The sequence below is a fragment of the Amycolatopsis sp. FBCC-B4732 genome (assembly GCF_023008405.1).
In the GTDB taxonomy this organism is placed as follows: domain Bacteria; phylum Actinomycetota; class Actinomycetes; order Mycobacteriales; family Pseudonocardiaceae; genus Amycolatopsis; species Amycolatopsis pretoriensis_A.
Map to the genome: position 1 here is coordinate 10037287 of NZ_CP095376.1, position 18680 is coordinate 10055966.

General features: G+C 71.3%; 23 protein-coding genes. 12 read left to right on the forward strand and 11 right to left on the reverse strand.

Annotated features, from left to right (window positions below):
• Positions 1-15: 15 nt before the first annotated feature.
• Positions 16-1542, reverse strand: a complete 1527-nt coding sequence (locus MUY14_RS46020; RefSeq protein WP_247019354.1) for an AMP-binding protein — start codon at positions 1540-1542, stop codon at positions 16-18.
• 61 nt (positions 1543-1603) lie between these two features.
• On the opposite strand from MUY14_RS46020, the gene MUY14_RS46025 reads away from it, so the two are divergent.
• Positions 1604-2431, forward strand: a complete 828-nt coding sequence (locus MUY14_RS46025) for a hypothetical protein (RefSeq protein WP_247019356.1) — start codon at positions 1604-1606, stop codon at positions 2429-2431.
• A gap of 104 nt (positions 2432-2535) precedes the next feature.
• A complete protein-coding gene (locus MUY14_RS46030) occupies positions 2536-3324 on the forward strand; it encodes a nitroreductase/quinone reductase family protein (protein WP_396126670.1) in 789 nt (262 codons plus the stop codon).
• Here MUY14_RS46030 and MUY14_RS46035 read toward each other — a convergent pair whose 3' ends face one another.
• From MUY14_RS46035 to MUY14_RS46055, 5 genes are all read right to left on the reverse strand, one after another.
• Entirely contained in the window at positions 3325-4173 is an 849-nt protein-coding gene (locus tag MUY14_RS46035; RefSeq protein ID WP_247019360.1) for an LLM class F420-dependent oxidoreductase, read from the reverse strand.
• Positions 4174-4205: 32 nt separating this feature from the next.
• The gene (locus MUY14_RS46040; protein WP_247019362.1) at positions 4206-4895 is read right to left on the reverse strand and encodes a TetR/AcrR family transcriptional regulator; all 690 of its coding nucleotides are present in this window, start codon (positions 4893-4895) and stop codon (positions 4206-4208) included.
• Between the two features lie 87 nt (positions 4896-4982).
• A complete protein-coding gene (locus tag MUY14_RS46045) occupies positions 4983-5906 on the reverse strand; it encodes a phosphotransferase enzyme family protein (protein WP_247019364.1) in 924 nt (307 codons plus the stop codon).
• An 11-nt stretch (positions 5907-5917) separates the two neighbouring features.
• Positions 5918-7111 (reverse strand): histidinol-phosphate transaminase, encoded by a 1194-nt coding sequence (locus MUY14_RS46050; protein WP_247019366.1) that lies wholly within the window; start codon positions 7109-7111, stop codon positions 5918-5920.
• A gap of 21 nt (positions 7112-7132) precedes the next feature.
• Positions 7133-8041: a hypothetical protein gene (locus MUY14_RS46055; protein WP_247019368.1), complete on the reverse strand. Its 909-nt coding sequence runs from the start codon at positions 8039-8041 to the stop codon at positions 7133-7135.
• Between the two features lie 179 nt (positions 8042-8220).
• Between MUY14_RS46055 and MUY14_RS46060 the strand changes: the two genes are divergently transcribed.
• The 3 genes from MUY14_RS46060 (at position 8221) to MUY14_RS46070 (ending at position 9988) form a co-directional block, all read left to right on the forward strand.
• The gene (locus tag MUY14_RS46060; protein WP_247019370.1) at positions 8221-8520 is read left to right on the forward strand and encodes a YciI family protein; all 300 of its coding nucleotides are present in this window, start codon (positions 8221-8223) and stop codon (positions 8518-8520) included.
• 119 nt (positions 8521-8639) lie between these two features.
• Positions 8640-9254: a dihydropteroate synthase gene (locus MUY14_RS46065; RefSeq protein ID WP_247019372.1), complete on the forward strand. Its 615-nt coding sequence runs from the start codon at positions 8640-8642 to the stop codon at positions 9252-9254.
• Entirely contained in the window at positions 9251-9988 is a 738-nt protein-coding gene (locus tag MUY14_RS46070; protein WP_247025541.1) for a dihydrofolate reductase family protein, read from the forward strand. Before MUY14_RS46065 ends, MUY14_RS46070 begins: the two co-directional genes overlap by 4 nt.
• 352 nt (positions 9989-10340) lie before the next feature.
• Here MUY14_RS46070 and MUY14_RS46075 read toward each other — a convergent pair whose 3' ends face one another.
• Positions 10341-10781: a sigma factor gene (locus MUY14_RS46075; RefSeq protein WP_315863248.1), complete on the reverse strand. Its 441-nt coding sequence runs from the start codon at positions 10779-10781 to the stop codon at positions 10341-10343.
• Positions 10782-10860: 79 nt separating this feature from the next.
• Here MUY14_RS46075 and MUY14_RS46080 point away from each other — a divergent pair, with 79 nt between their 5' ends.
• Complete coding sequence (locus tag MUY14_RS46080; protein ID WP_247019374.1) at positions 10861-11322, forward strand: YdeI/OmpD-associated family protein; 462 nt, start codon at positions 10861-10863, stop codon at positions 11320-11322.
• Between the two features lie 5 nt (positions 11323-11327).
• Here the strand turns inward: MUY14_RS46080 and MUY14_RS46085 are convergent, their stop codons facing one another.
• Positions 11328-12758: an amidase gene (locus MUY14_RS46085; RefSeq protein ID WP_247019376.1), complete on the reverse strand. Its 1431-nt coding sequence runs from the start codon at positions 12756-12758 to the stop codon at positions 11328-11330.
• Positions 12759-12795: 37 nt separating this feature from the next.
• On the opposite strand from MUY14_RS46085, the gene MUY14_RS46090 reads away from it, so the two are divergent.
• Complete coding sequence (locus MUY14_RS46090) at positions 12796-13275, forward strand: hypothetical protein (RefSeq protein ID WP_247019378.1); 480 nt, start codon at positions 12796-12798, stop codon at positions 13273-13275.
• Positions 13276-13346: 71 nt separating this feature from the next.
• Positions 13347-13775, forward strand: a complete 429-nt coding sequence (locus MUY14_RS46095) for a hypothetical protein (protein WP_247019380.1) — start codon at positions 13347-13349, stop codon at positions 13773-13775.
• A gap of 6 nt (positions 13776-13781) precedes the next feature.
• Here the strand turns inward: MUY14_RS46095 and MUY14_RS46100 are convergent, their stop codons facing one another.
• Entirely contained in the window at positions 13782-15521 is a 1740-nt protein-coding gene (locus tag MUY14_RS46100) for a hypothetical protein (protein WP_247019382.1), read from the reverse strand.
• 80 nt (positions 15522-15601) lie between these two features.
• Here MUY14_RS46100 and MUY14_RS46105 point away from each other — a divergent pair, with 80 nt between their 5' ends.
• From MUY14_RS46105 to MUY14_RS46115, 3 genes are read left to right on the forward strand one after another with little or no spacing between them, the layout of a single operon-like run.
• A complete protein-coding gene (locus MUY14_RS46105; protein ID WP_247019383.1) occupies positions 15602-15859 on the forward strand; it encodes a hypothetical protein in 258 nt (85 codons plus the stop codon).
• A gap of 3 nt (positions 15860-15862) precedes the next feature.
• Complete coding sequence (locus tag MUY14_RS46110; RefSeq protein WP_247019385.1) at positions 15863-16183, forward strand: hypothetical protein; 321 nt, start codon at positions 15863-15865, stop codon at positions 16181-16183.
• Between the two features lie 27 nt (positions 16184-16210).
• Complete coding sequence (locus MUY14_RS46115; RefSeq protein WP_247019387.1) at positions 16211-16468, forward strand: hypothetical protein; 258 nt, start codon at positions 16211-16213, stop codon at positions 16466-16468.
• Between the two features lie 5 nt (positions 16469-16473).
• On the opposite strand, the gene MUY14_RS46120 is transcribed toward MUY14_RS46115, so the two are convergent.
• Positions 16474-17037 (reverse strand): ABATE domain-containing protein, encoded by a 564-nt coding sequence (locus MUY14_RS46120; RefSeq protein WP_247019389.1) that lies wholly within the window; start codon positions 17035-17037, stop codon positions 16474-16476.
• A gap of 83 nt (positions 17038-17120) precedes the next feature.
• Between MUY14_RS46120 and MUY14_RS46125 the strand changes: the two genes are divergently transcribed.
• The gene (locus MUY14_RS46125) at positions 17121-18308 is read left to right on the forward strand and encodes an epoxide hydrolase family protein (protein ID WP_247019391.1); all 1188 of its coding nucleotides are present in this window, start codon (positions 17121-17123) and stop codon (positions 18306-18308) included.
• Here MUY14_RS46125 and MUY14_RS46130 read toward each other — a convergent pair.
• A complete protein-coding gene (locus tag MUY14_RS46130; protein ID WP_247019392.1) occupies positions 18270-18665 on the reverse strand; it encodes an NUDIX domain-containing protein in 396 nt (131 codons plus the stop codon). The two genes, MUY14_RS46125 and MUY14_RS46130, sit on opposite strands and share 39 nt — an antisense overlap.
• Positions 18666-18680 lie beyond the last annotated feature (15 nt).

An 18680-nucleotide genomic window follows, 5' to 3' on the forward strand; every position in this document is an offset into this window, starting at 1 on the left:
TGTCGAAGAAGAACCTCAGTTCACCTGGCGCGGCTGGCCCTGCCAAAACGGCTCCCGCAGCTTGAACTTCTGGATCTTCCCCGTCGCCGTCCGGGGGAGCTCGGCCAGGAACTCCACCCGCTTGGGGCACTTGTACCCGGCCAAGTACGAGCGGCAGTGCTTGATCAGGTCGTCCGAAGTCACCGGCGAGCCGTCGGTGACGACCAAAGCCGTTACCAGTTCGCCCCACTTTTCGTCCGGGATGCCGATCACCGCGGCCTCGCGGACCGCCGGGTGCGAGTTCAAGGCGTCCTCCACCTCGATCGACGACACGTTCTCGCCGCCCGAGATGATCACGTCCTTCTTGCGGTCCGCGATCGTCAGGTAACCCTCTTCGAACGTGCCGCCGTCGCCCGTGTGGAACCAGTTTCCTTCCTGGACGCGGGCCGTCTCCTCGGGGTTCTCCCAGTAGCCGTCCAGGTTGTGGTTCGACCGCGCGAGGACCTCGCCGTCGGTGTCGACGTCGATGCGGACGCCCAGGGCCGGCGTGCCCGCGCGGCCGAGCAGGCGGGCCTGCTCGTGCGGGTCGAGGTCGGCCCACTCGCTGCGCATGCGGTTGACCGTCAGCAGCGGGGCCGTCTCGGTCAGGCCGTAGATCTGGATGAACTCCCAGCCCAGCTCGGCGCGCACCCGCTCGATCGTGCGCGTCGGCGGGGGTGCGCCGGCCACGACGATCCGGACGCGGTCGCGGCCCGGGATCTCGCCCTCCCAGGTCGCCGCGCCGTCCAGGGCCGCCGTCACCACCGCCGGGGCCGCGCACAGGATCGTCACGCCGTGCTCCTCGATGCGCCGCAGGATCTCGGTGCCGTCGACCTTGCGCAGCACGATGTGCCGCCCGCCGAGGCCGGTCACCGCGTACGGCATGCCCCAGCCGTTGCAGTGGAACATCGGGAGGGTGTGGAGCAGGACGTCGTTGTCGCTCAACGTCGTGTGCAGGCCGAACACCACCGCGTTCAGCCAGATGTTGCGGTGCGTGAGCTGGACGCCCTTGGGCCGGGCGGTCGTGCCGGAGGTGTAGTTGACGGTCGCCGTGGCGGACTCGTCGCCGTCCCAGGGCTCTGGGGTGCCGTCGCCGCCCCAGAGGGCGTCGTCGTCGCGGCCGAGGACGAACACGTGCTTCGCCGTCACCGTGTCGAGCAGGTGTTCCAGCTCCGGGTCGACGATCAGCACCTCCGCGCCGGAGTGCTCCACGATGTACTTGACCTCGGCCGGTGCCAGCCGGAAGTTCACCGGCACCAGGATCCGGCCCCAGCCGGATACGCCGAAGAACGACACGAGCAGCCGCGCGGCGTTGTGCGACACCATCGCGACGCGCCCGCCGGCCGGCACGCCCAGCGCGTCCAGGTGCGCGGCCTGGGCCCGCGCCCGCTTCGCGACCTCGCGGTAGGTGAGCGAACCCCAGCTCGGCGCCGGCTGGTCCGGCTCGTCGACCACCGCGACGCGGTCCGGGTACACCGTTTCCGCGCGGTCGAGGAAGTCCCGGACACCCAGATCGAAGAACATGCCCCCGATGATGACTCTTCGCGGGTGCTCGCACCAGTCCGATGTGGTTCGCTGGAGCACGATGGACTTGGACACGGTGGCCGGCGAGCTCTACGGGGGTGACCTCGCGGAGTTCGTCAGCGCGCGCAACGCCGCCGCGAAGGCCGCCAAGGCCGAGGGGGACGCCGAGCTCGCGAAGCAGATCAAGGAGCTGCGGAAGCCGACGACGGCCGCGGCGATCGTCAACCGGCTGGCGCGGGAAGACGACAGCCAGCTGCGGGAACTCGCCGAGCTGGGCGAGGAGCTGCGGGACGCGCACACCCGGCTCGCCGGCGACGATCTGCGCGCGCTGACCCGGCGCCGAGGCGAGCTCGTGCGGCGGATCGTGCACGGGCTGCCGTCGATGAGCGACACCGTGTCCCGCGAGGTCGAGGCGACGCTCGAAGCCGTCGCGGCCGATCCGGACACCGCCGCGCTCGCGGTCGCCGGGCGCCTGACGTCGGTCGCGCACCAGGACACCGACCAGTGGTTCACCCTCGCCGCCACCGTCCCGCCCGCCACCGGGAAGCGGTCGAAGAAGCTGGTGGACCAGGCCGAGCCGGCGAAGCCGAAGCGCGATCACCGCCGTGAGGAAGAGGAGCGGGCGCGCGCCCGCGCCGAACGCGACCGCCTGCGCAAGGAAGCCGCCGAACTGGCGAAGGAGCGCGCGGTCGTCGAGCGCGACCTCGTCCGCACGCAACGGGCCGCCGAGCAGGCGACCGCGCGGGTCGAGGACCTGCGCACGCGGCTCGCCGAAGCCGAGGAACGCGCCGAGCGCGCGACGGCCGAGTTCGAGCAGGCGAAGGAAAGCTACGAACAGGCCGACGCCGCCGCCAACGAGGCGCAGAAAGCCGCCGACGCCGCGCGCTGATCCCGTGCTACTGTGCGAATGCGCCCCGGATGGGCCTACGCACGGAGGTAGTGGCTACTCAGCCCCCTTGAGATCGACACGTTCTGCCTTTCCCCGGCAGGAGTGTGCCCTCCGCGCGCCCCATTCCGTGTCGGCTCACGGCCTCCGGTGATTTCCCTTCATCGGAAAGGACCAGCTTGATCCAGCTCACCACGACCGGTTCCCGCACGGGCCGGCCGCACCGGGTTCCCCTGGGGGACTTGACGATCGACGGCCGGCTCGTCGTCGTGGCTTCGGCGATGGGGTCGCCGAAGCACCCCGCCTGGTACCACAACATCCGCCACAACCCTTTGGTCACCGTGGAAACCCACACGGAGACGTTCGAGGCGATGGCCGCGCTCCCGCCGGACCGCGACGCGTTGTTCGCCGCGGTGGTCGGGCGGGAACCGGGGTTCGCGGCCTACCAGGCGCGAACGACCCGGATCCTGCCCGTGGTCGAGCTGCACCGGCTCGACCACGGCCGTCGCCTGGGCGATTGGCTCGTCGAGGTGCACGACTGGTTCCGCGCCGAGCTGCGGGACCTGCGGGGCGGGGAATTGCGGCGCTTGAGCACGAAGTGTTCCGGCTTCTGCACCGCGCTCACCCGCCACCACACCGGGGAAGGCACGGCGATCTTCCCCATGCTCGCCGCGCGCTTCCCGGCGCTCGCGCCCGCGTTGGCGAAGCTCGGCGAGGAGCACGCCGTCGTCGCGCTGCTGCAGGAGGAGATCCAGCGGCTCGTGGACGAAGAAAGCGATCCTGCGCGGCTACGCGCCGAGCTCGACCGGCTCGCGTCCGAATTGGAAGGTCACTTCGCCTACGAGGAGCGCACGATCGTCAAGGCGCTGAACGCGCTGGCCCCGGCACCGGACTGATCAGAGCAGCACCTCGGCCAGCTGGCGCTGGTGCGCCAGTTCGACGTCGGGGGACGGGCCGAGCACCTGCACCGCCACGTGGTCCGCGCCGGCGTCCACATGGGACCGCAGGTCCTTCGCGATCGTCTCCGGCGAGCCGTGGCGGACGAGGTCGTCGATGAGGCGGTCGCTGCCGCCACTCTCGACGTCCGCCTCCGGGTAGCCGTGGCGCCGCAGGTTCGTCACGTAGTTCCGCAGGCCCAGGTACGGGTTCTGGACGTACGGGCGGCCGATGGCGCGCGCGGCCACCGGGTCGGTGTCGACGACCACCTTCTGCTCGGGGGCGAGCAGCTTGCCCGGGCCGAGGATCGACCGGGCGTGCCGTGTGTGCGCCACCGGGACCAGGTACGGGTGCGCGCCCGCGGTGCGCTCGGCGGCCAGCTTCAGCACGCGGTCGCCGAGCGCGGCGAGGATCCGGGCGTCCGCCGGGACGCCGGCCGCGTCGAGCCGGTCGAGGTAGCCGACGATCTTGTCGTAGGGGCTGCGGTATTCGGTCACCGACTCGGGGTGGCCGACGCCGATGCCCAGCAGCAAGCGCTTTCCGTAGCGGCCGGCGAGCCGGTGGTAGGACGCCGCCAGGGTTTCCGGCTCGTCGACCCACATGTTGACGATCGCCGTCGCCACGGTGATCCGCTCGGTCGACGCGAGCACGTCTTCGACGAACGCGAGGTCGCCGACCGAGTTCCGGCCGGTGCCGAGCCAGACCGCGCCGTAGCCGAGTTCGTCCGCCGCGATCGCCTGCTCCTTCCGGGCCGCGTCGTCGCGGTGCGGGGCGAGGAACAGGCCGAACTGCTTCACTACACTTGTCATAGACGTCAATGTAGCGAATGTAGCGCCGAGCGTCAGCCCGCGATCCGGTGCAGCCACTCCCGCAGCATCTGACGCTCGGTGGTCGTCAGCGCGTCGACGTCGTCGGCGAGCGCGGTCGACAAAGCGACAGCCAGTGCGCCGACGGAAGAGCCGCCGGCCGGTTCGTCCGCGAGCAGCCCGGCCAGCACGGACTCCCTGACCTGCGCGGACATCGCCGGGTCGCGGTCGTCCGCGGGCTGGGCGATCAGGCTCAAGGTGACCCCGCTGTTGGCCGCCGCGAACTGCCGCGCGGCCTCCGCGGCCTCGACGCGCAACCGGCCTTCGCGCGCCAGCGGCGTGAACAGCTCCAGCAGCAGCGCTTCCGCGCTCGAGGTGAGGTTGCACGGCACGCCCGGCTCGATCTGGCCGTAGAGCAGCACGTAGAACACGGGGTGCGCCAAGCCGTACTCGACGTGCCGGTCCCAGCCCGCGCGGATCCGGTCCACCGGGTCGCCGCCGGCGTCCGGGGCCTGGACGTACTGCGTGAAGCCGTAGTTCACGACCGCGTCGAGCAGGCCCTGCTTGCTGCCGAAGTGGTGGTAGAGCGTGGGTGCCTGGACGCCGGCGCGCTCGCAGATCGCCCGCGTCGACACCGGCCCGTCGCCGGCCTCGTGCAGCAGCTGACCCGCGGCCAGCAGCAGCCGGTCACGGGTGCTGGTGGCGTTGCTCGATCGCCCGGCCATATAGCAATTGTAGCGCCGCCCTGTAACGTCGTAGCTTTCCCTATGAAAGTGGCGCGCACTTTCACGTGAAAGTGCGCGTTGGCGGGGTCAGCGGAGGCGTAGCTGGACGCGGCGGAGGCCGGCGAACGCGGCCAGCACCAGCGGGTCGGTCGTCGCGGCGGCCGGGCGCACCGAGCGGTAGCCGTCCAGCAGTGCTTCCCGCAGCTCTTCCCGTTGTGGCAGGTGCCGGAGCTCGGCGAGCGTCACCGCCAGGTCGTACGCGTAGTGCCCGAACCCGCAGTCGTCGAAGTCGATCGCCCGCACCCGGCCGCGGTGGAACAGGTAGTTCACCTGGCGCAGGTCGCCGTGCACCAGGCCGAACGCGTCGGCGCCGAAGCCCAGCTCCGCCCGCACCGCGCGGGCGCGGGCGACCGCGTCGCGGATCCGTTCGTCGCCCGTCCGCGCGACCGCCCGGTCGACGACCGCCGGGGAGAAGCCGTCCACCTGCGTGCGGCCGAACTCGGTGAGGTCGTCGACGCGGCCGCGGTCGAGGCCGTTCATCCGGGCGCCGTGCAGGTGCAGCCGCGCGGTGAACTCGCCGAGCGCGTACAGCTGCGGCGGGCTGAGCCGCTCGTCGACGAACCGGCCGTCGACCCAGTGGCAGAGCACGCACGTGCGGGGTTCCGGCACCGCCGGGTCGGCGACCACGGCGATCAGGTCCCGCTCGCGCGTGGGCACCGGCCGCGGGACGACGAGGTCGGTTTCGCGGCACAACGCGGCGAGCCAGGCCATCTCGGACCGCACCCGCGCCGGTCCCGGCCCGTCCGGGCGCTGCACGCGCAGGACGTACCGGTGGCCGTCCGCGCCGTCGACGCGGAACGCCGTGTTGAGCCCGTGCGCCAGCGGGGTCAGCCGGGCCACCGGCACGGCGTAGGCGGTCAACGCCGCTTCGGCGAGCCGGCGCAGGCGGCGCGTGCGGCCGGCGCGGTCGAGCTCGGCGAACGGTCGGGTGTTCGCCTGGAAGTCGGCCATCGCCCAGGTGCTCAGCTGATCGACCGTTCCGGTTCGCGGGAGTGCGAAACGAGCTCGATCGCCGGCGTCGCGTGCCGCCCGCCGCCGAGCCGCTCGACCCCGCGCAACCCTTCGACCAGCCGCTCGACCTCGGTGTCCGGCCGCACCCCGAAGCGCATGAACTGGCTGGTCATGCCGATCTTGTTGCCGCATTGGCGCACCAGGAGGTGGTGCTCGGCGAGCAGGTATTCGCACAGCTCGGCGCCGTCGACCGAGCCGGGCAGCTTGACGAGCAGGAAGTTCGCCTGCGACGGGTAGACCGTCAGTTCCTGGAACTGGTTCAGCTGCGAATTCATCATGAACCGGTCGAGCGCGAGCTTCTTGAGGCTTTCCTCGTATTCCGCGCGGCGCTCGGCGAGCATGAAGATCACGGTTTCGGCGAGCGAGTTCAGGTTCCACTTCGGCAGCGCACCGGACAGCTTGCGCGTCAACGCCGGGTTCGACACCTGGTAGCCGAACCGGATCCCGTGCAGCCCGAAGTTCTTGCCGAGGCTCTTCAGCACGATCACGTTCGGCCGGACGACGGCTTCCGCGGCCACCGACGCGTTCATCTCCACCTCGACGAAGTCGATGAACGATTCGTCGATCACCACCAGGTCGAGGTCTTCGAGGGCGTCCATGAACCGGATGACTTCGCGGCGGGACAGGTAGCCGCCGTCGGGGTTGTTCGGGTTGCACAGCACCGCGACCCGGGAACCGCGGCGCTTGATGAAGTCGAGGTACTCGTCCACGCGCAGCTCGAAGTTGTTCGCTTCCTTGAGCACGAACATGTCGACGCGCTTCCCGGTTTCCAGCGGCTGGTCGGTCCAGCGGCCGAACGTCGGGATCGGCACCGCGACGCTGGACCCGACCAGCAGCTGGTCGATCCAGGTGATCAGCTCGGTCGAGCCGTTGGCGAGTGAGATCGTCGACGGGTTGAGCCGCAGCACGCTCGCCAGCTGCGCGGTGATCGCGCCGGAATCGCTCGGGTAGAACTTGAGGATCGTGCGGAGGTTGCGCTCCAGCTCGCCGAACATCTCGTCGGTGGGGAAGTAGGGGTTGCAGGGGATGCAGAAGTCCGCGAGGTCGTCGGCGTGCTGCCCCATCGCCCTCGCCACGGAGAAGAACGACGGGCTGTGGGCTTGGCCCTGCTGGAAGAGGCCCCTGGTGGTCGTACCGTGCCGCACGCGTGTTCTCCGTCCGCCGCTTTACCGGCCCCTTGCCTTCCCATCGCCAACACGTACGGATCGGGAACGCGGTTCACCGCCGCTCAGCGCGTAGCCGCCGGTGCCGGCCAGCACGAGGGCGGCCAGCGCGGAAAGGGCCATGACCGGCAGCGGGGCGGCGAAGGGATCCGTGCCGGTGAAGGACTCGACGCCGATGACGGCGGTCAGCACGGCGTCGGCGGCGACGGCGACCTTCACCACGAGCAGCCGGTGCGCCTCGGGCCGGCGGGTGGACCGCAGCAGCCAGGCCAGCCCGGGCAGCACGAGGATCGCGTGCATCGCGACCGCGTGCAACGGCTTGAGCGCGCCCGCCGTCGTGTAGGCCAGCTGCGGGTCGCCGCCGCGGGCCGCCACGACGCCGCGGCCGACCATCACCGCGCCGGTGGCCAGCGCGACGAGCAGCACGAGGAGACCGGCGCGGACGGCCAGGCGCAGGCTCGGCGCGGCCGGCCCCGGCTCGACCAGCGCGGCGGCCGTGAAGCCGATGACGACCACGATGAGCACGCCGCCGCCCGCGGCGAGCGTCATCGAAACGACGTTGTCGAACGGCGTCTCGAAGTTGAAGTGCGACGGCACCCCGCGCCAGGCCTGCAGGCTGACCAGGACGACTTCGACGACGCTCGCGGCGGTGAAGGCGCCGAGCAGCGCGGCGCGCCACCGGGTGCGGAGGGTGAGGAACGACGTCGCCCAGGCGACCGACGCCAGCGTCAGCCCGAAGGACAGGCCGAACGTGACGGCCTTGCGCAGCGACAGCGGCCCCAGCCACGAGCCGCCGGTGGCGAGCAGCGCGACCGCGTGCCCCGCGCCGCTGAGGAACAGCGCCGCGCCGACGACGTAGGCGAGGCGTTCGGCCCGCCGTCCGTCGTGCCAGATCCTCGTCAGTGCGTTCATGGTCTGAAGTGTCGCGCGCCGGCGAAGCCGCCGCGTCGGCTCTGCGGCGACACCGCGTCGTACGACAACGGGCGTACGGCAACCGGCGAGAATGTCGAAAAAGTGTTGGTAAAGGAATTCTCTTTTTCTTGACCGGAACTTCGGGTGCGCGGTGGCCGCCGGAGTTCTACCATCGAATCATGTACATCGCACTGCTGACCTACACAGCGCCCGAAACAGAAGTCGACTACGCGCTCCCGGACCATTCGGAGTGGGTGCGCAAACAATTCACGAAAGGACTGTTCCTGGTTTGCGGAAAAGGTAGCGGCGCCGCCGACCACGTGATACTGACCCGCCCGATGCTGCGGGGCAAGCTCGACGCCGTGCTCGCCAGCGACCCGTTCGTGGTCCAGCGCCTCGCCCGGTACGACGTCATCGAGTTCGCCGCCACCCGCACGGCGCAGGAACTGCAGGCGATCAACGAGGCGCTCGCCTCCTGAGGAAGTCCGTCGAGAGTCGGGTGGCCCGGCGACGGTGCCCCGCCACCTGACGGCGAAGGGTGTTGCCCTGCCTGCTCGCTTATGATCGCGAAGCACGGATGTCCAGCAGGGAGCACGCGATGAGAACCCCCGACCTCGTCTTCCGGGGCCGCCGGTCGAGCAGTGACCACGCGCTGGTGCTGGCCGTGGTGCAGGTGCTCCCGGAGCCCGACGCGGCGAGGGAAGCGGTCACGAGCGCCGTCGCGGACGGCGCCGACCTGGTGGGTTTCGCCGGAACCGGCGTCGAACCCCTGGTCGCGTGGGCCCGAGAGACTTTTCCCGGCCTCGTCCTGGCGGTCGACACCGCGGACGCTTCGGTCGCGGCGGCCTGTTGTGACGCGGGCGCCGACCTGATCCTCGCGCGAGCCGACCTCGTCGACGTCGCGGCCCGGTACGGCGCGGGTTACGCCGGCCCGTCGGTGTCCGACGCGGTCGCGCGCGGGGTGCCCGCCGAGGGGGCCGTCCTCGACGTGGGAGTGGTGCGCGAAGCGCCGTCGCTGCCGTCGGACGTGCCGGTGCTGGCCGCAGTCGCGGGCGACGGCACCCCGGCCGGGCTGGCGCTGGCGGCGCTGACGGCGTCGGCCGGCGCGGCGATCCTCCGCACGGCGCACCCGCGCGCGACGCGGCACGTGGCCGAGATGGCGGCGAGCATCGCGGGCACCCGCCCGCCGGCGAAGGCGGTCCGGTGGGAGTGATCCGGCAGGTCTGGCCGGCCGGGCGCGACCTCGCCGACGCGGACCTCGAGCAGCTGTACGCCTACCCGGCCGACCCGCGCTGGGTGGCGGTGAACTTCGTGTCGAGCGCGGACGGCGCGATCACGGTCGACGGCGTGTCGGGAGCTCTCTCGACGCCCGCGGACCGGATCGTCTACCGCCTCGGCAACGACCTGGCCGACGTCGTCCTGGTGGGCGCGGGGACGGCGGTGGCGGAGGGGTTCGAGGGCATGCGCCCGGACGAGCGGACGGCCGAGCGCCGCCGCCGGTTCGGGCTGGCCCCGATCGCGCCGGTGGCGGTGGTGACTTCCGGCCGTTCGTTGCCGGCGGACGCCCCGGTGATCACGAAAGCCGCGGTCCCGACGCTGGTGTTCACGTCCGCGGCGGCCCCGGCGTCGTTGCGCGCCGCGTGGGCGTCGAACGGCGCGCGGGTGTTCGTGGTGGACGGGGTCTCGGGCGTGGTTTCGACGTTGGTGGCCGAGGGTCTGGGCCGCATCGACTGCGAGGGCGGGCCGAAGCTGTTCGGCTCACTGATCGAGGCGGGCGTGGTCGACGAGTTCCGGTTGACGGTGGCGCCGTTCCTGGTGGCGGGGACGTCGAGCCGCGCCGCTGTCGGCGGGATGGTGGATCCGGCGGCGCTGGAGCTGGCCTCGGTGCTGACGGACGGGGCGAGCGTGCTGTTGCGGTACCTGGTGAAACGAGCTCCGGGCGGCTGACGGCCTCTTTGCCGGCTTCACCCGCCCGTCGATGCCGTCTCGGTGACCGCCGGCAGGCCCCGCCGGTGACGCGCAGGACGTGGGGACCGCGCGCAGGCCCTTCATGCTCTCGAACCCGTCCTCGCGCCAGTCGTCCACGACCGCGGCGCGGCCGATCCGCAGGCCCGGGGTGGGCGGCATCGAGCAGCGGACGTCGTCGCGCAGCAGGGCGGCGAGCGCGTCGATGTCCGTGGCGACGCTGGCGTCGGTGAAGCGTCGGACCAGTTCGCGCGTGCCGGCGTCCTCCTCGCCGCTCGTCCAGTCCCGGCGCTCGCGCAGGCCGGCGCGGGCCGGCCGAGCACGTCACGCAGGATCAGCACGGCCCGCGGCCGCGGCGCCAGGTGCTGGACGGCGACCAGGTGGGCCGGCTCGATCGTCCCCCGCGCGACGGCGACGGTCTCGGGTTCGTCCGCGCGGCCCGCGGGCAGCTCGTCGAGCAGCCGGTCGGGGTAGGGCTGCAGCCACCGCACCTCGCCGCCGGTCGCGGGCTCCGGGCGGCACTTGGCCGGCAGGTCCAGGCAGGCGTTGGTGGCGATCCGGTAGAGCCAGGCCCGGAACGTCGACGCCCTTCGAAGGTCTCCCGCCGCCGCCAGGCGCGCAGGAACGTCTCCTGCGCGGTGTCCTCGGCGTCCTCGAAGGACCCGAGCATCCGGTAGCAGTGCACGTGCGGCTCCCGCCGGTGCCGCTCCGCCGGCCCGGTGAAGGCCGGCTCGTCGACCTGGGCCAGGTCCTCCGGTGCGCTCATCCCGGTCATCCTTCCGCTCGTGGTGTCCGGTCGAAAGGTGAGACGGAGAGAGGCTCGAGAACTCCTCACGCGCCGCTAGCATCGGGGCATGCGGCGGCAGCGCTTCACCGGGACGATCACGACCGGCCCCCGGGGCCGGGTGTACCTGCCGGTGCCGTTCGACCCGGACGAGGTGTGGACCCGCAAGGACACCCACCACGTCACCGGCACCGTCGGCGGGCGCCAGGTCCGCGGCCCGCTCGGCCGCTTCGGCACCGACCTCGGCCTGGGACTGGGCGAGGCGTGGCGGCGGGACAACGGCCTCGGGGCGGGCGACCGGGTCGACGCGGAACTGGCGCCGGAGGGCCCGCAGCGCCAGGACCTGGCCGACGACATCGTGGCGGCGCTGGCGGCGAGCCCGGCAGCCAAGGCGTTCTTCGACTCGCTCGCGACGTTCTACCGCAAGGGTTACCTGCGCTGGATCGACGCGACGACCCGCCGCCCCGACGTCCGCGCGGCCCGCATCGCCGAACTGGTCACCCTGCTGGAGCAGGGGAAGAAACAGCGCTGAGCTGCCTACTCCGGTGCCTGGAAGCCGCCGATTCGTTGTTCGAGCAGTTCCGCCAGCCGCAGTGGGGTGCGGTCCTCGAACGCCGGGCCGATGAGCTGGACGCCGACCGGGAGGCCCTCCGGCGACCGGCCCGCGGGGACGGCCGTGGCGGGCAGGCCGGGCATGGTGGCCAGGCCGGCCCAGACGAGCTGGTCGAAGTACGGGTGGTCGGCGCCGTCGATGGTGATGCGCCGTTCCATCGGGTTGGGGTGGTGGTCGTGCGGGAACGCCGGGGTCGGCGTGATCGGGCAGACCACCGCGTCGAACTCCGCGAACAGCTGCCGCCAGCCGTGGCGGTGGGCCTCGCGGCGGTGGTTCGCCTCGAGCCAGTCGCGGTGGCTGAACTCCATGGCGTGCAGCCGGACGGCGTCGAGACCGGTGGCGTGGGCCCGCAGCCGCTCCAGCGACTCCAGGGGAAAACGCGCGATCGCGCCCGAAATCAGCAACTGCATGTAGACAGTCGCGGCTTCGGTCAGGTCGGGCAGCAGCGGGCTGTGCCGTTCGACGCGGGCGCCGCCGTCGGCGAGCGCGGTGGCCACGCGGTGCACGCCCGCCCGGACCGCGGACCCGACCGGCAGGAGCGGGTGGTCGTCGAGGACCAGGACCCGGAAGTCGCCGAGCCGCTCGTGGCGGGCGGGCGGCAGCGTCAGGTCGTACGCCTTGCCGAGCGTCAGCGGGTCCGGCCCGGCCATGACGTCGAGCAGGAGCGTGAGGTCGCGGGCGGTGCGCGCCATCGGGCCGACGACGGCGAGGTCGAGCTCGACCGGCAAGGCCGGCTCGGACGGCGCGACCATGCCGCGGTTGGCCACCAGCCCGAGCGTCGGCTTGTGCGCGTACACCCCGCAGAAGTGGGCGGGGGTGCGCAGCGAGCCGGCGAGGTCGGAGCCGACGGACAGCGCGCCGAACCCGGACGCCAGCGCCGCTGCCGACCCACCGGAGGAGCCGCCCGCCGTGCGGTCGCGGTCCCACGGGTTGGTGGTGGTGCCGTAGAGGTCGTTGAAGCTCTGGATGTCCTGCAGCCCCAACGGGACGTTGGTCTTGCCGAGCACCACCGCGCCCGCGGCCTTGAGCCGCGCCACCGGCACCGCGTCCGCGGCCGGCCGGTGGTCGCGGTGCGCCGGCAGGCCCCAGGTCGTGGGCAGCCCGGCGACGTCGTAGGACTCCTTGACCGTCACCGGAACGCCGAGCAGCGGCCGGTCCTCACCCCGCGCGCGGGCCTGGTCGGCTCGGTGTGCGGCGGCCCGCGCGCGGTCGAAGTCGGGCACGCAGATCGCGTTGACCACGTCGTCGTCGCGCTCGATCCGGGCGATCGCCTCGTCGGTCAGTTCCCCTGATGTCACGGCGCCGGTGCGCAGCGCGGCAAGGAGTTCTTCGGCTGGTTTGAAGCTCCATTCCATGGGTGCGAAGCTAAGGGCCTGCTCGAGGAGCCACGAAATGCCGGTTCGCGCAATGGGTGGCGGGAAGGTGCGCTCCACCTGGGACGCCACGAAATGCCGCGTGGCGCAACGGGATGGACGTCACGGCGTGGTCGAATGGTGCGTGCTCGAAGCTTGGCTCGACCCGCGCCGGCCGTCCACGATCCGCGCCCGGCGTCACGCCCGGCTCTCGGCGCCGGAGGACGGGGACGCACTGGTCTCCGCGTCGATCGGCCCGGCGGGCGAGGTCGTCGCCTTGTGGGCGGCGGAGCCGGAGGAGCTGATCGCGCGGACGGAGAGCCCAGGCGCCGCGACGTTCCCGGGCACCCGGACGTCACGGCCCGTCGCGGCGCGCGTGGCCGTGTACTCGCCGGAGGTGGTGATCGCCGCGCGGATCTCGGGTGCTCGTCGTCGGTTCCTGCTGCCGGTGGCGGCCGGAGGGCAACGCAATCGTGTACGACTCCACCGGGACACCGCTGCTCGAAGGGACGCTCGGTGACGGCATCGAGCACGTGCGGACTTCGGCTGGGGTGAGCCGGAAGGCCGCCGCCGCTGGGCGCGAGCGGGCTGGTGCGCTTCTCCGCCGCGCTGACGCGGGAATGGGAGTTCTCCGCGCAGAACGCCGGGCGTTCGATCGACGACTGCCACGCCCTCAACGACACCGTGTGGGCCTGCTACTACAGGGACTTCCCGCTCGTCCGGGTCCGCGATGACGCGGTGACCGGCTGGCACAACGACGTCAGCGGCGCGAAGACGCTCGCGACGGACGGCTCCCGCGTCGCCCTGTACGGCGGTTACCGGCCTGACGGCAACCGGCTCGTGACCGGCGTCCTGACCGACGACCGCTTCCAGGTGACCGGCGAGCACCTGCTCGCCGACCCGGACGGGAAGCCGCTGCCGGCGGGGACGCGGGTCATCGGCAGGGGACCGGACTTGCACGTGATCGCGGGCGAGAACTGGTGGCGGCTCGGTCTCGAGGACCTCGAAGGCGCCCGCTGATCGTGGTCAGGATCCTCGGGGCGCCATTTCGAACGGTTCCCAATCGGTCCATCCCGTGCCAGTCCAGTACCAGCGGTGCAGCAGAGCCCCGTGGCGGGTCGTGGCGAACAGTTCCAGGTGTCCAGAGGTCAGTGACGAGCTGGTGATGGCGACGACGGGTTCGGAGGCCGACATCGGTGTCCAGTCCGGAGCCCATTCCTTGCCGGCGTGGCCGTATCGCCGGGCGAAGGCGGTACCGTCCTCCAGAACGACAACCAGGTCCTGTTGGGCCCGCCGCGGTGATCCGGCTGTGGCGGTCCGGACGCGGCCCGGAGCGTGCATGTCGGTCCAGTCGCTCCAGCCTCCGCCGGTGTCCAGGTGATCCCACCGGTGCAGGACTCGTCCGGCTTTGGTGACGGCGAACAACTCGCGATGACCGCGCGGGCGGTTCATCCCCGACCAGGCCACTCCGACGACGGGCTCCGGTGCTTCGAAGTCCTCCCACTCCGACCAGTCCCGGGGATCGCCGTCGGGAAATCTTCGGGTGAAGACCCGGCCGTCGGCGGTGACCACGAACAGATCCTGGTGGCCGTCCCAGGGCGAGCCCGCGGCGATGCCGGTGATCTTGCCGGGGGTGGCCTGGACCCGCCACGGAGACCACCTCCCCGGGCTGCCCTCGTACCAGCGGTGGATCAAGCCCTGATCGCCGGTGACGGCGAAGATTTCCAGGTGCCCGGCGTGCAAGCTCGAGCAGGCTATCCGGTATACGGGTTCGGGCTCGTCCATCGGCCACCACCGCGACCAGCCCGATGGTGCTTCGCGCCCGTATGGCTGCTCCAGGTCGTTCCACCGGCGTACCAGTCGACGATCGCGGTCGACCACGAACAACTCCTGGTGACCGTCCTGCAGCGATCCGGCGGCTGCGCAGCCCCGATGGGCTCTCCCGGTGACGTGCGCCTGGTCCGCGGAGTCTGTTGCGTGCCTGTCGGCTTGTCCCGTCGACTGCCGCCGCAGGTAGTCCGCCCACCCGACGGCCGTATTGGTGGCCAATGCCTCGCCGGCCCCGATCAGCGTCCGGGGTGAGCCACCGAGAAACGCGGCCAGAGCTCGAGCCGCCGGCTCGGTCAGTGCTCCTGCCGTGTGCCGAAGCAGGCTGGTGGCCGCTTCGACGGCGAGCGGCTCGACTTCGATCGTGGTGTAGTTCCGCCACCCGGAGGCGGCACTGGTGATGATCACGTTGCCGGGCCCGGCGGCTGGAATCAACCGCCACCACAGGTTCGGGTACCGGACGTCGTCCAAGACCAGCAGCCACGGCTTGCCCGGCCTCGCCAAGTGGCCGTGCAGCACATCCACGGGATTGCCGACGGCGGGCTGACCCGGGGCCAGCACGTTCAGCAAGTTACCGCACTGCTCGGCGGCTTGGCTCGGCTCACGGGCATCGACCCACAACATCGACCCGTAGTGATCCTGATGACGACGGCCGTGGGCCGCGGCCAGCACCGACTTGCCCACTCCACGCTCGCCGACGAGCACCCGGACGACCGGTCTGGACGGGACGCCCGTGAATGCGTCCGCCAGCACGTCGAGTTCAGCCGAGCGACCGGTCAAATCCGGAGCCAGGGAAAAGTCGACCGAAACAAACTCACGGGAATACCGGTTGTCGAGGAAAATGCTGCCTTGCATCGACCCCACCTGGATCAGGGTGCCATGCGCCTCGCCGTCGAAACGGTTCGCCGCACTGACAGAATCAGCCCGCTCCTGTGCCATCGACCCAGTATGACATTCCGAGGTCGGCCGAAGCTGCATGTTTGCGTAATGGGTGTCGGTGGCCGAACGACACGCTCTGGGTGAACGGCTGGATGACCCTTGTCGGCACTGTGCTCGGTGGAATGCTCGGCCTCTGGAACCAGTGGTCGGCGAGGCGTGATGCCGAGCGGCGCGAGCGACGTGAACGCGCCACGCATCGTCGCGAGGTGCTGCGGCAGGCCGTCGATGCGCTGTTGGTGTCCGCCCAAGTGGTTCCCCGGGAGCGCTTCGATGATTCCGCACATCGTGAGCTCGATGTGGAAATCTTCGGCGATGGGGCCGCCGTCGCCGGACGGTAGGTCATGACCGTCACTGGTGACGCCGGCGGCGGCGCGGTGTTGACCTGCAGGGCGGGTTGGAAAGACGTATCGTTCCTCTCTCCTGCCCGCATCGTGCTCGGGAGGAATCCGGTGGATGACACTCCGGATCGACCACCCACGGGTTCCACGGACAACACCTCGACGGGAAAGAAGATCGCGAACGTCGTGCCCGAGATATCTCGGGCACGACCCATTTCCACGGACGATCGGGCGCCGGCCTGGTCGTGGCTGTCGCCGCCGCCATCGTGCCGGCCCTCGCCGCGCCGGCGATGGCTGCGGCAGGACGAGGCGCTGCACGCCTGAAGCTGCTGGACCCCGAATCGCGGAAAGGTGCAGGACTACACCAACGGCATTTGGAAGGCCGCTGATCCCGCTGACCCGCGTACGCTCATTTGCCAGTACGTGAGCTTCGTCAACGCCGATGAGGCCGAGGTGGCGTTCGGCGCCATGGTCAAGATCAAGAAAGGCCAGCCGGGTGACGCCGTCCTGATGACGCCACCGAACATCGGCCGCAAAGCCGTCATCGCCGACTCCGGTGCGCACTGGGTGCTTGCCGAAAAAGCCGGCTTCGTCGTCGACCTGGAGTGAGGGACTCAGCTCTTCTTGCGCTGGTTGGCGTTGAAGCGCGCTTTCTTCTGCCGGTTCCCGCACGTGTTCATGTCGCACCACCGGCGGCTGCGGCTCTGGCTTGTGTCGAAGAAAGCCGCCCGGCAGGTCGGCGACGCGCACAAGGCCAGCTTTCCGTCCCGTTCGCCCGCGACGATGCTGATCGCGTCGGCCGCGATCACGCCGAGGGCGTCTTCCACACCGGACGCCGGGCCGAGCCGCCAGATCCGCTTTCCTTCGGGCGTCAGGAAAGCCGCTGCCCGGCCCTGGGCGCTGCGGGCGTTCAGGACTTCGACGGCGGCCGCGGGGAGGGGCTCATCGAGGGCCGCCGCGGTCGCCGTGGCGTGGATCGACTCCCGCAGTTCGCGCGCGAGGTCGAGCTGGGCCGGGGTGCAGGACGGCACGGCGAGGCCGCTGACCGCCAGCCAGTCGGCGAGGCGGTGCGGGGTCGGGATGCGCTCCACGGCGTTGCCCTGACGCTCGGTCAGCGTCGCCGTGAAGCTGGTCGCCAGGACGCTGCCGAGGCGGAAGTCGGGGTGCTCAGCACGCATGGAACCAGCTTAGCCGGTTGCCCGCGGCCGTGTCGGCATGTTAGAACCGTCTAAGCCGGTTCACTCTCGACCGAGGAGGTCCCATGCCCACCAGCGACGTCCACGCCTTCGAAGCCCGCGCGACCGACGCCGACCTCGACGAACTGCGTGCGCGGCTGGCCGCCGCGCGATTACCAGAAGCCGAGACCGTCGACGGCTCGCGCCGGTGGGACCAGGGCGTTCCGCTCGCCGATCTCGCCGAGGTCGTCGACTACTGGCGCACCGGGTACGACTGGCGGGCGTTCGAAGCGCGCCTCGACCGGATCGGGCAGTTCCGCACGACCGTCGACGGGCTGGGAATCCACTTCCTGCACCGCCGATCCGCGCGTGCCGACGCGACGCCGCTGCTGCTCACGCACGGCTGGCCGGGCAGCGTCGCCGAGTTCGTCGACGTCGTGGCCGAGCTGGCCGACCCGGAAGACGCGGCCGCGCCGGCGTTCCACGTCGTGGCGCCCTCGCTGCCGGGCTTCGGTTACAGCGACAAACCGGCCACGACCGGGTGGGGAACCGAGAAGATCGCGGCCGCGTGGGTGGAGCTGATGAGCCGGCTCGGCTACCGCGAGTTCCTCGCGCACGGCGGCGACTGGGGCGGCAACATCACCACGGTGCTCGCCGGCCGGTTCCCGGCGCACGTCCTCGGCATCCACACGACGTTCGCGGAGGGGCCGCCCGGGCTGCCGGCGGACGGGCTGACGGCGCTCGAGCGGAAGTGGGCCGAGGAGACGCGCGACTTCTGGCGCAACCGCGCGGCGTACGCGAAGCAGCAGGCGACGCGGCCGCAGACCATCGGCTACTCGCTCGTCGACTCACCGGTCGGGCTGCTCGCCTGGATCCTCGACAAGTTCGCCGAGTGGTCGGACACCGAAGACAGCCCGTTCGAACGGATTTCCCGCGACCGGATCCTCGACGACGTCACCCTGTACTGGCTGACGCGGACCGGCGCGTCGGCGGCTCGCATCTACTACGAAAGCCACAACTCGCTCGACCCCGAGCTCCGGGTCGACGTCCCGGCCGCGATCACCATGTACCCGCGCGACATCGAGAAGTGCCCGCGTCCGTGGGCGCGGGAGCGGTACCGGCGGATCGTCCGGTGGTGCTCGCCCGAAGCCGGGGGACACTTCCCGTCGCTGGAAGTGCCCGGGTACTTCGTCGGGGATCTGCGCGAGGGCCTCGCCGCGGTGCTGGCCGCCCGGTCAGGACGGACCGAGCAGTCGCCGGAAGTGGTCCGGTAGCGGCAGTTCCCGGGCTTCCGCCGGTGTCAGCCACGCGAAGTCGTCGTGCTCCGCCGGGTTGAGCACGACCTCGCCGGTGCCGGTTTCCTCGGTCGTGTAAACGAAAGCGTGGATCCGCAGATCGCGCCCCGCGATGTCCGGCCACGAATCCCGCGCCAGTTCGCCGGTGACGCGAACCCGCAAACCGGTTTCCTCCACCGCTTCCCGGACCGCCGTCGTCTCGAACGGCTCGCCCGGCTCGGCCGTCCCGCCCGGCAGTTCCCACTCGCCCGCGCGGAACACCCCGGCCGTGCGGCGGAGGAACAGCACCCGCTCGCCGCGCGGGATCCAGCAGTACGCCAGGTTCTTTTCCTTCATGGGCGCCGATTCTCG

What these genes read in the sequence shown, in the direction of transcription:
- MUY14_RS46020 (WP_247019354.1), bottom strand. Translation starts at nt 1,542, where the DNA reads ATGTTCTTCGATCTGGGTGTCCGGGACTTCCTCGACCGCGCGGAAACG.
- MUY14_RS46025 (WP_247019356.1), top strand. Translation starts at nt 1,604, where the DNA reads ATGGACTTGGACACGGTGGCCGGCGAGCTCTACGGGGGTGACCTCGCG.
- MUY14_RS46035 (WP_247019360.1), bottom strand. Translation starts at nt 4,173, where the DNA reads ATGACAAGTGTAGTGAAGCAGTTCGGCCTGTTCCTCGCCCCGCACCGC.
- MUY14_RS46040 (WP_247019362.1), bottom strand. Translation starts at nt 4,895, where the DNA reads ATGGCCGGGCGATCGAGCAACGCCACCAGCACCCGTGACCGGCTGCTG.
- MUY14_RS46045 (WP_247019364.1), bottom strand. Translation starts at nt 5,906, where the DNA reads ATGGCCGACTTCCAGGCGAACACCCGACCGTTCGCCGAGCTCGACCGC.
- MUY14_RS46055 (WP_247019368.1), bottom strand. Translation starts at nt 8,041, where the DNA reads ATGAACGCACTGACGAGGATCTGGCACGACGGACGGCGGGCCGAACGC.
- MUY14_RS46060 (WP_247019370.1), top strand. Translation starts at nt 8,221, where the DNA reads ATGTACATCGCACTGCTGACCTACACAGCGCCCGAAACAGAAGTCGAC.
- MUY14_RS46065 (WP_247019372.1), top strand. Translation starts at nt 8,640, where the DNA reads ATGAGAACCCCCGACCTCGTCTTCCGGGGCCGCCGGTCGAGCAGTGAC.
- MUY14_RS46075 (WP_315863248.1), bottom strand. Translation starts at nt 10,781, where the DNA reads ATGACCGGGATGAGCGCACCGGAGGACCTGGCCCAGGTCGACGAGCCG.
- MUY14_RS46080 (WP_247019374.1), top strand. Translation starts at nt 10,861, where the DNA reads ATGCGGCGGCAGCGCTTCACCGGGACGATCACGACCGGCCCCCGGGGC.
- MUY14_RS46085 (WP_247019376.1), bottom strand. Translation starts at nt 12,758, where the DNA reads ATGGAATGGAGCTTCAAACCAGCCGAAGAACTCCTTGCCGCGCTGCGC.
- MUY14_RS46090 (WP_247019378.1), top strand. Translation starts at nt 12,796, where the DNA reads ATGCCGGTTCGCGCAATGGGTGGCGGGAAGGTGCGCTCCACCTGGGAC.
- MUY14_RS46100 (WP_247019382.1), bottom strand. Translation starts at nt 15,521, where the DNA reads ATGGCACAGGAGCGGGCTGATTCTGTCAGTGCGGCGAACCGTTTCGAC.
- MUY14_RS46110 (WP_247019385.1), top strand. Translation starts at nt 15,863, where the DNA reads ATGACCGTCACTGGTGACGCCGGCGGCGGCGCGGTGTTGACCTGCAGG.
- MUY14_RS46120 (WP_247019389.1), bottom strand. Translation starts at nt 17,037, where the DNA reads ATGCGTGCTGAGCACCCCGACTTCCGCCTCGGCAGCGTCCTGGCGACC.
- MUY14_RS46125 (WP_247019391.1), top strand. Translation starts at nt 17,121, where the DNA reads ATGCCCACCAGCGACGTCCACGCCTTCGAAGCCCGCGCGACCGACGCC.
- MUY14_RS46130 (WP_247019392.1), bottom strand. Translation starts at nt 18,665, where the DNA reads ATGAAGGAAAAGAACCTGGCGTACTGCTGGATCCCGCGCGGCGAGCGG.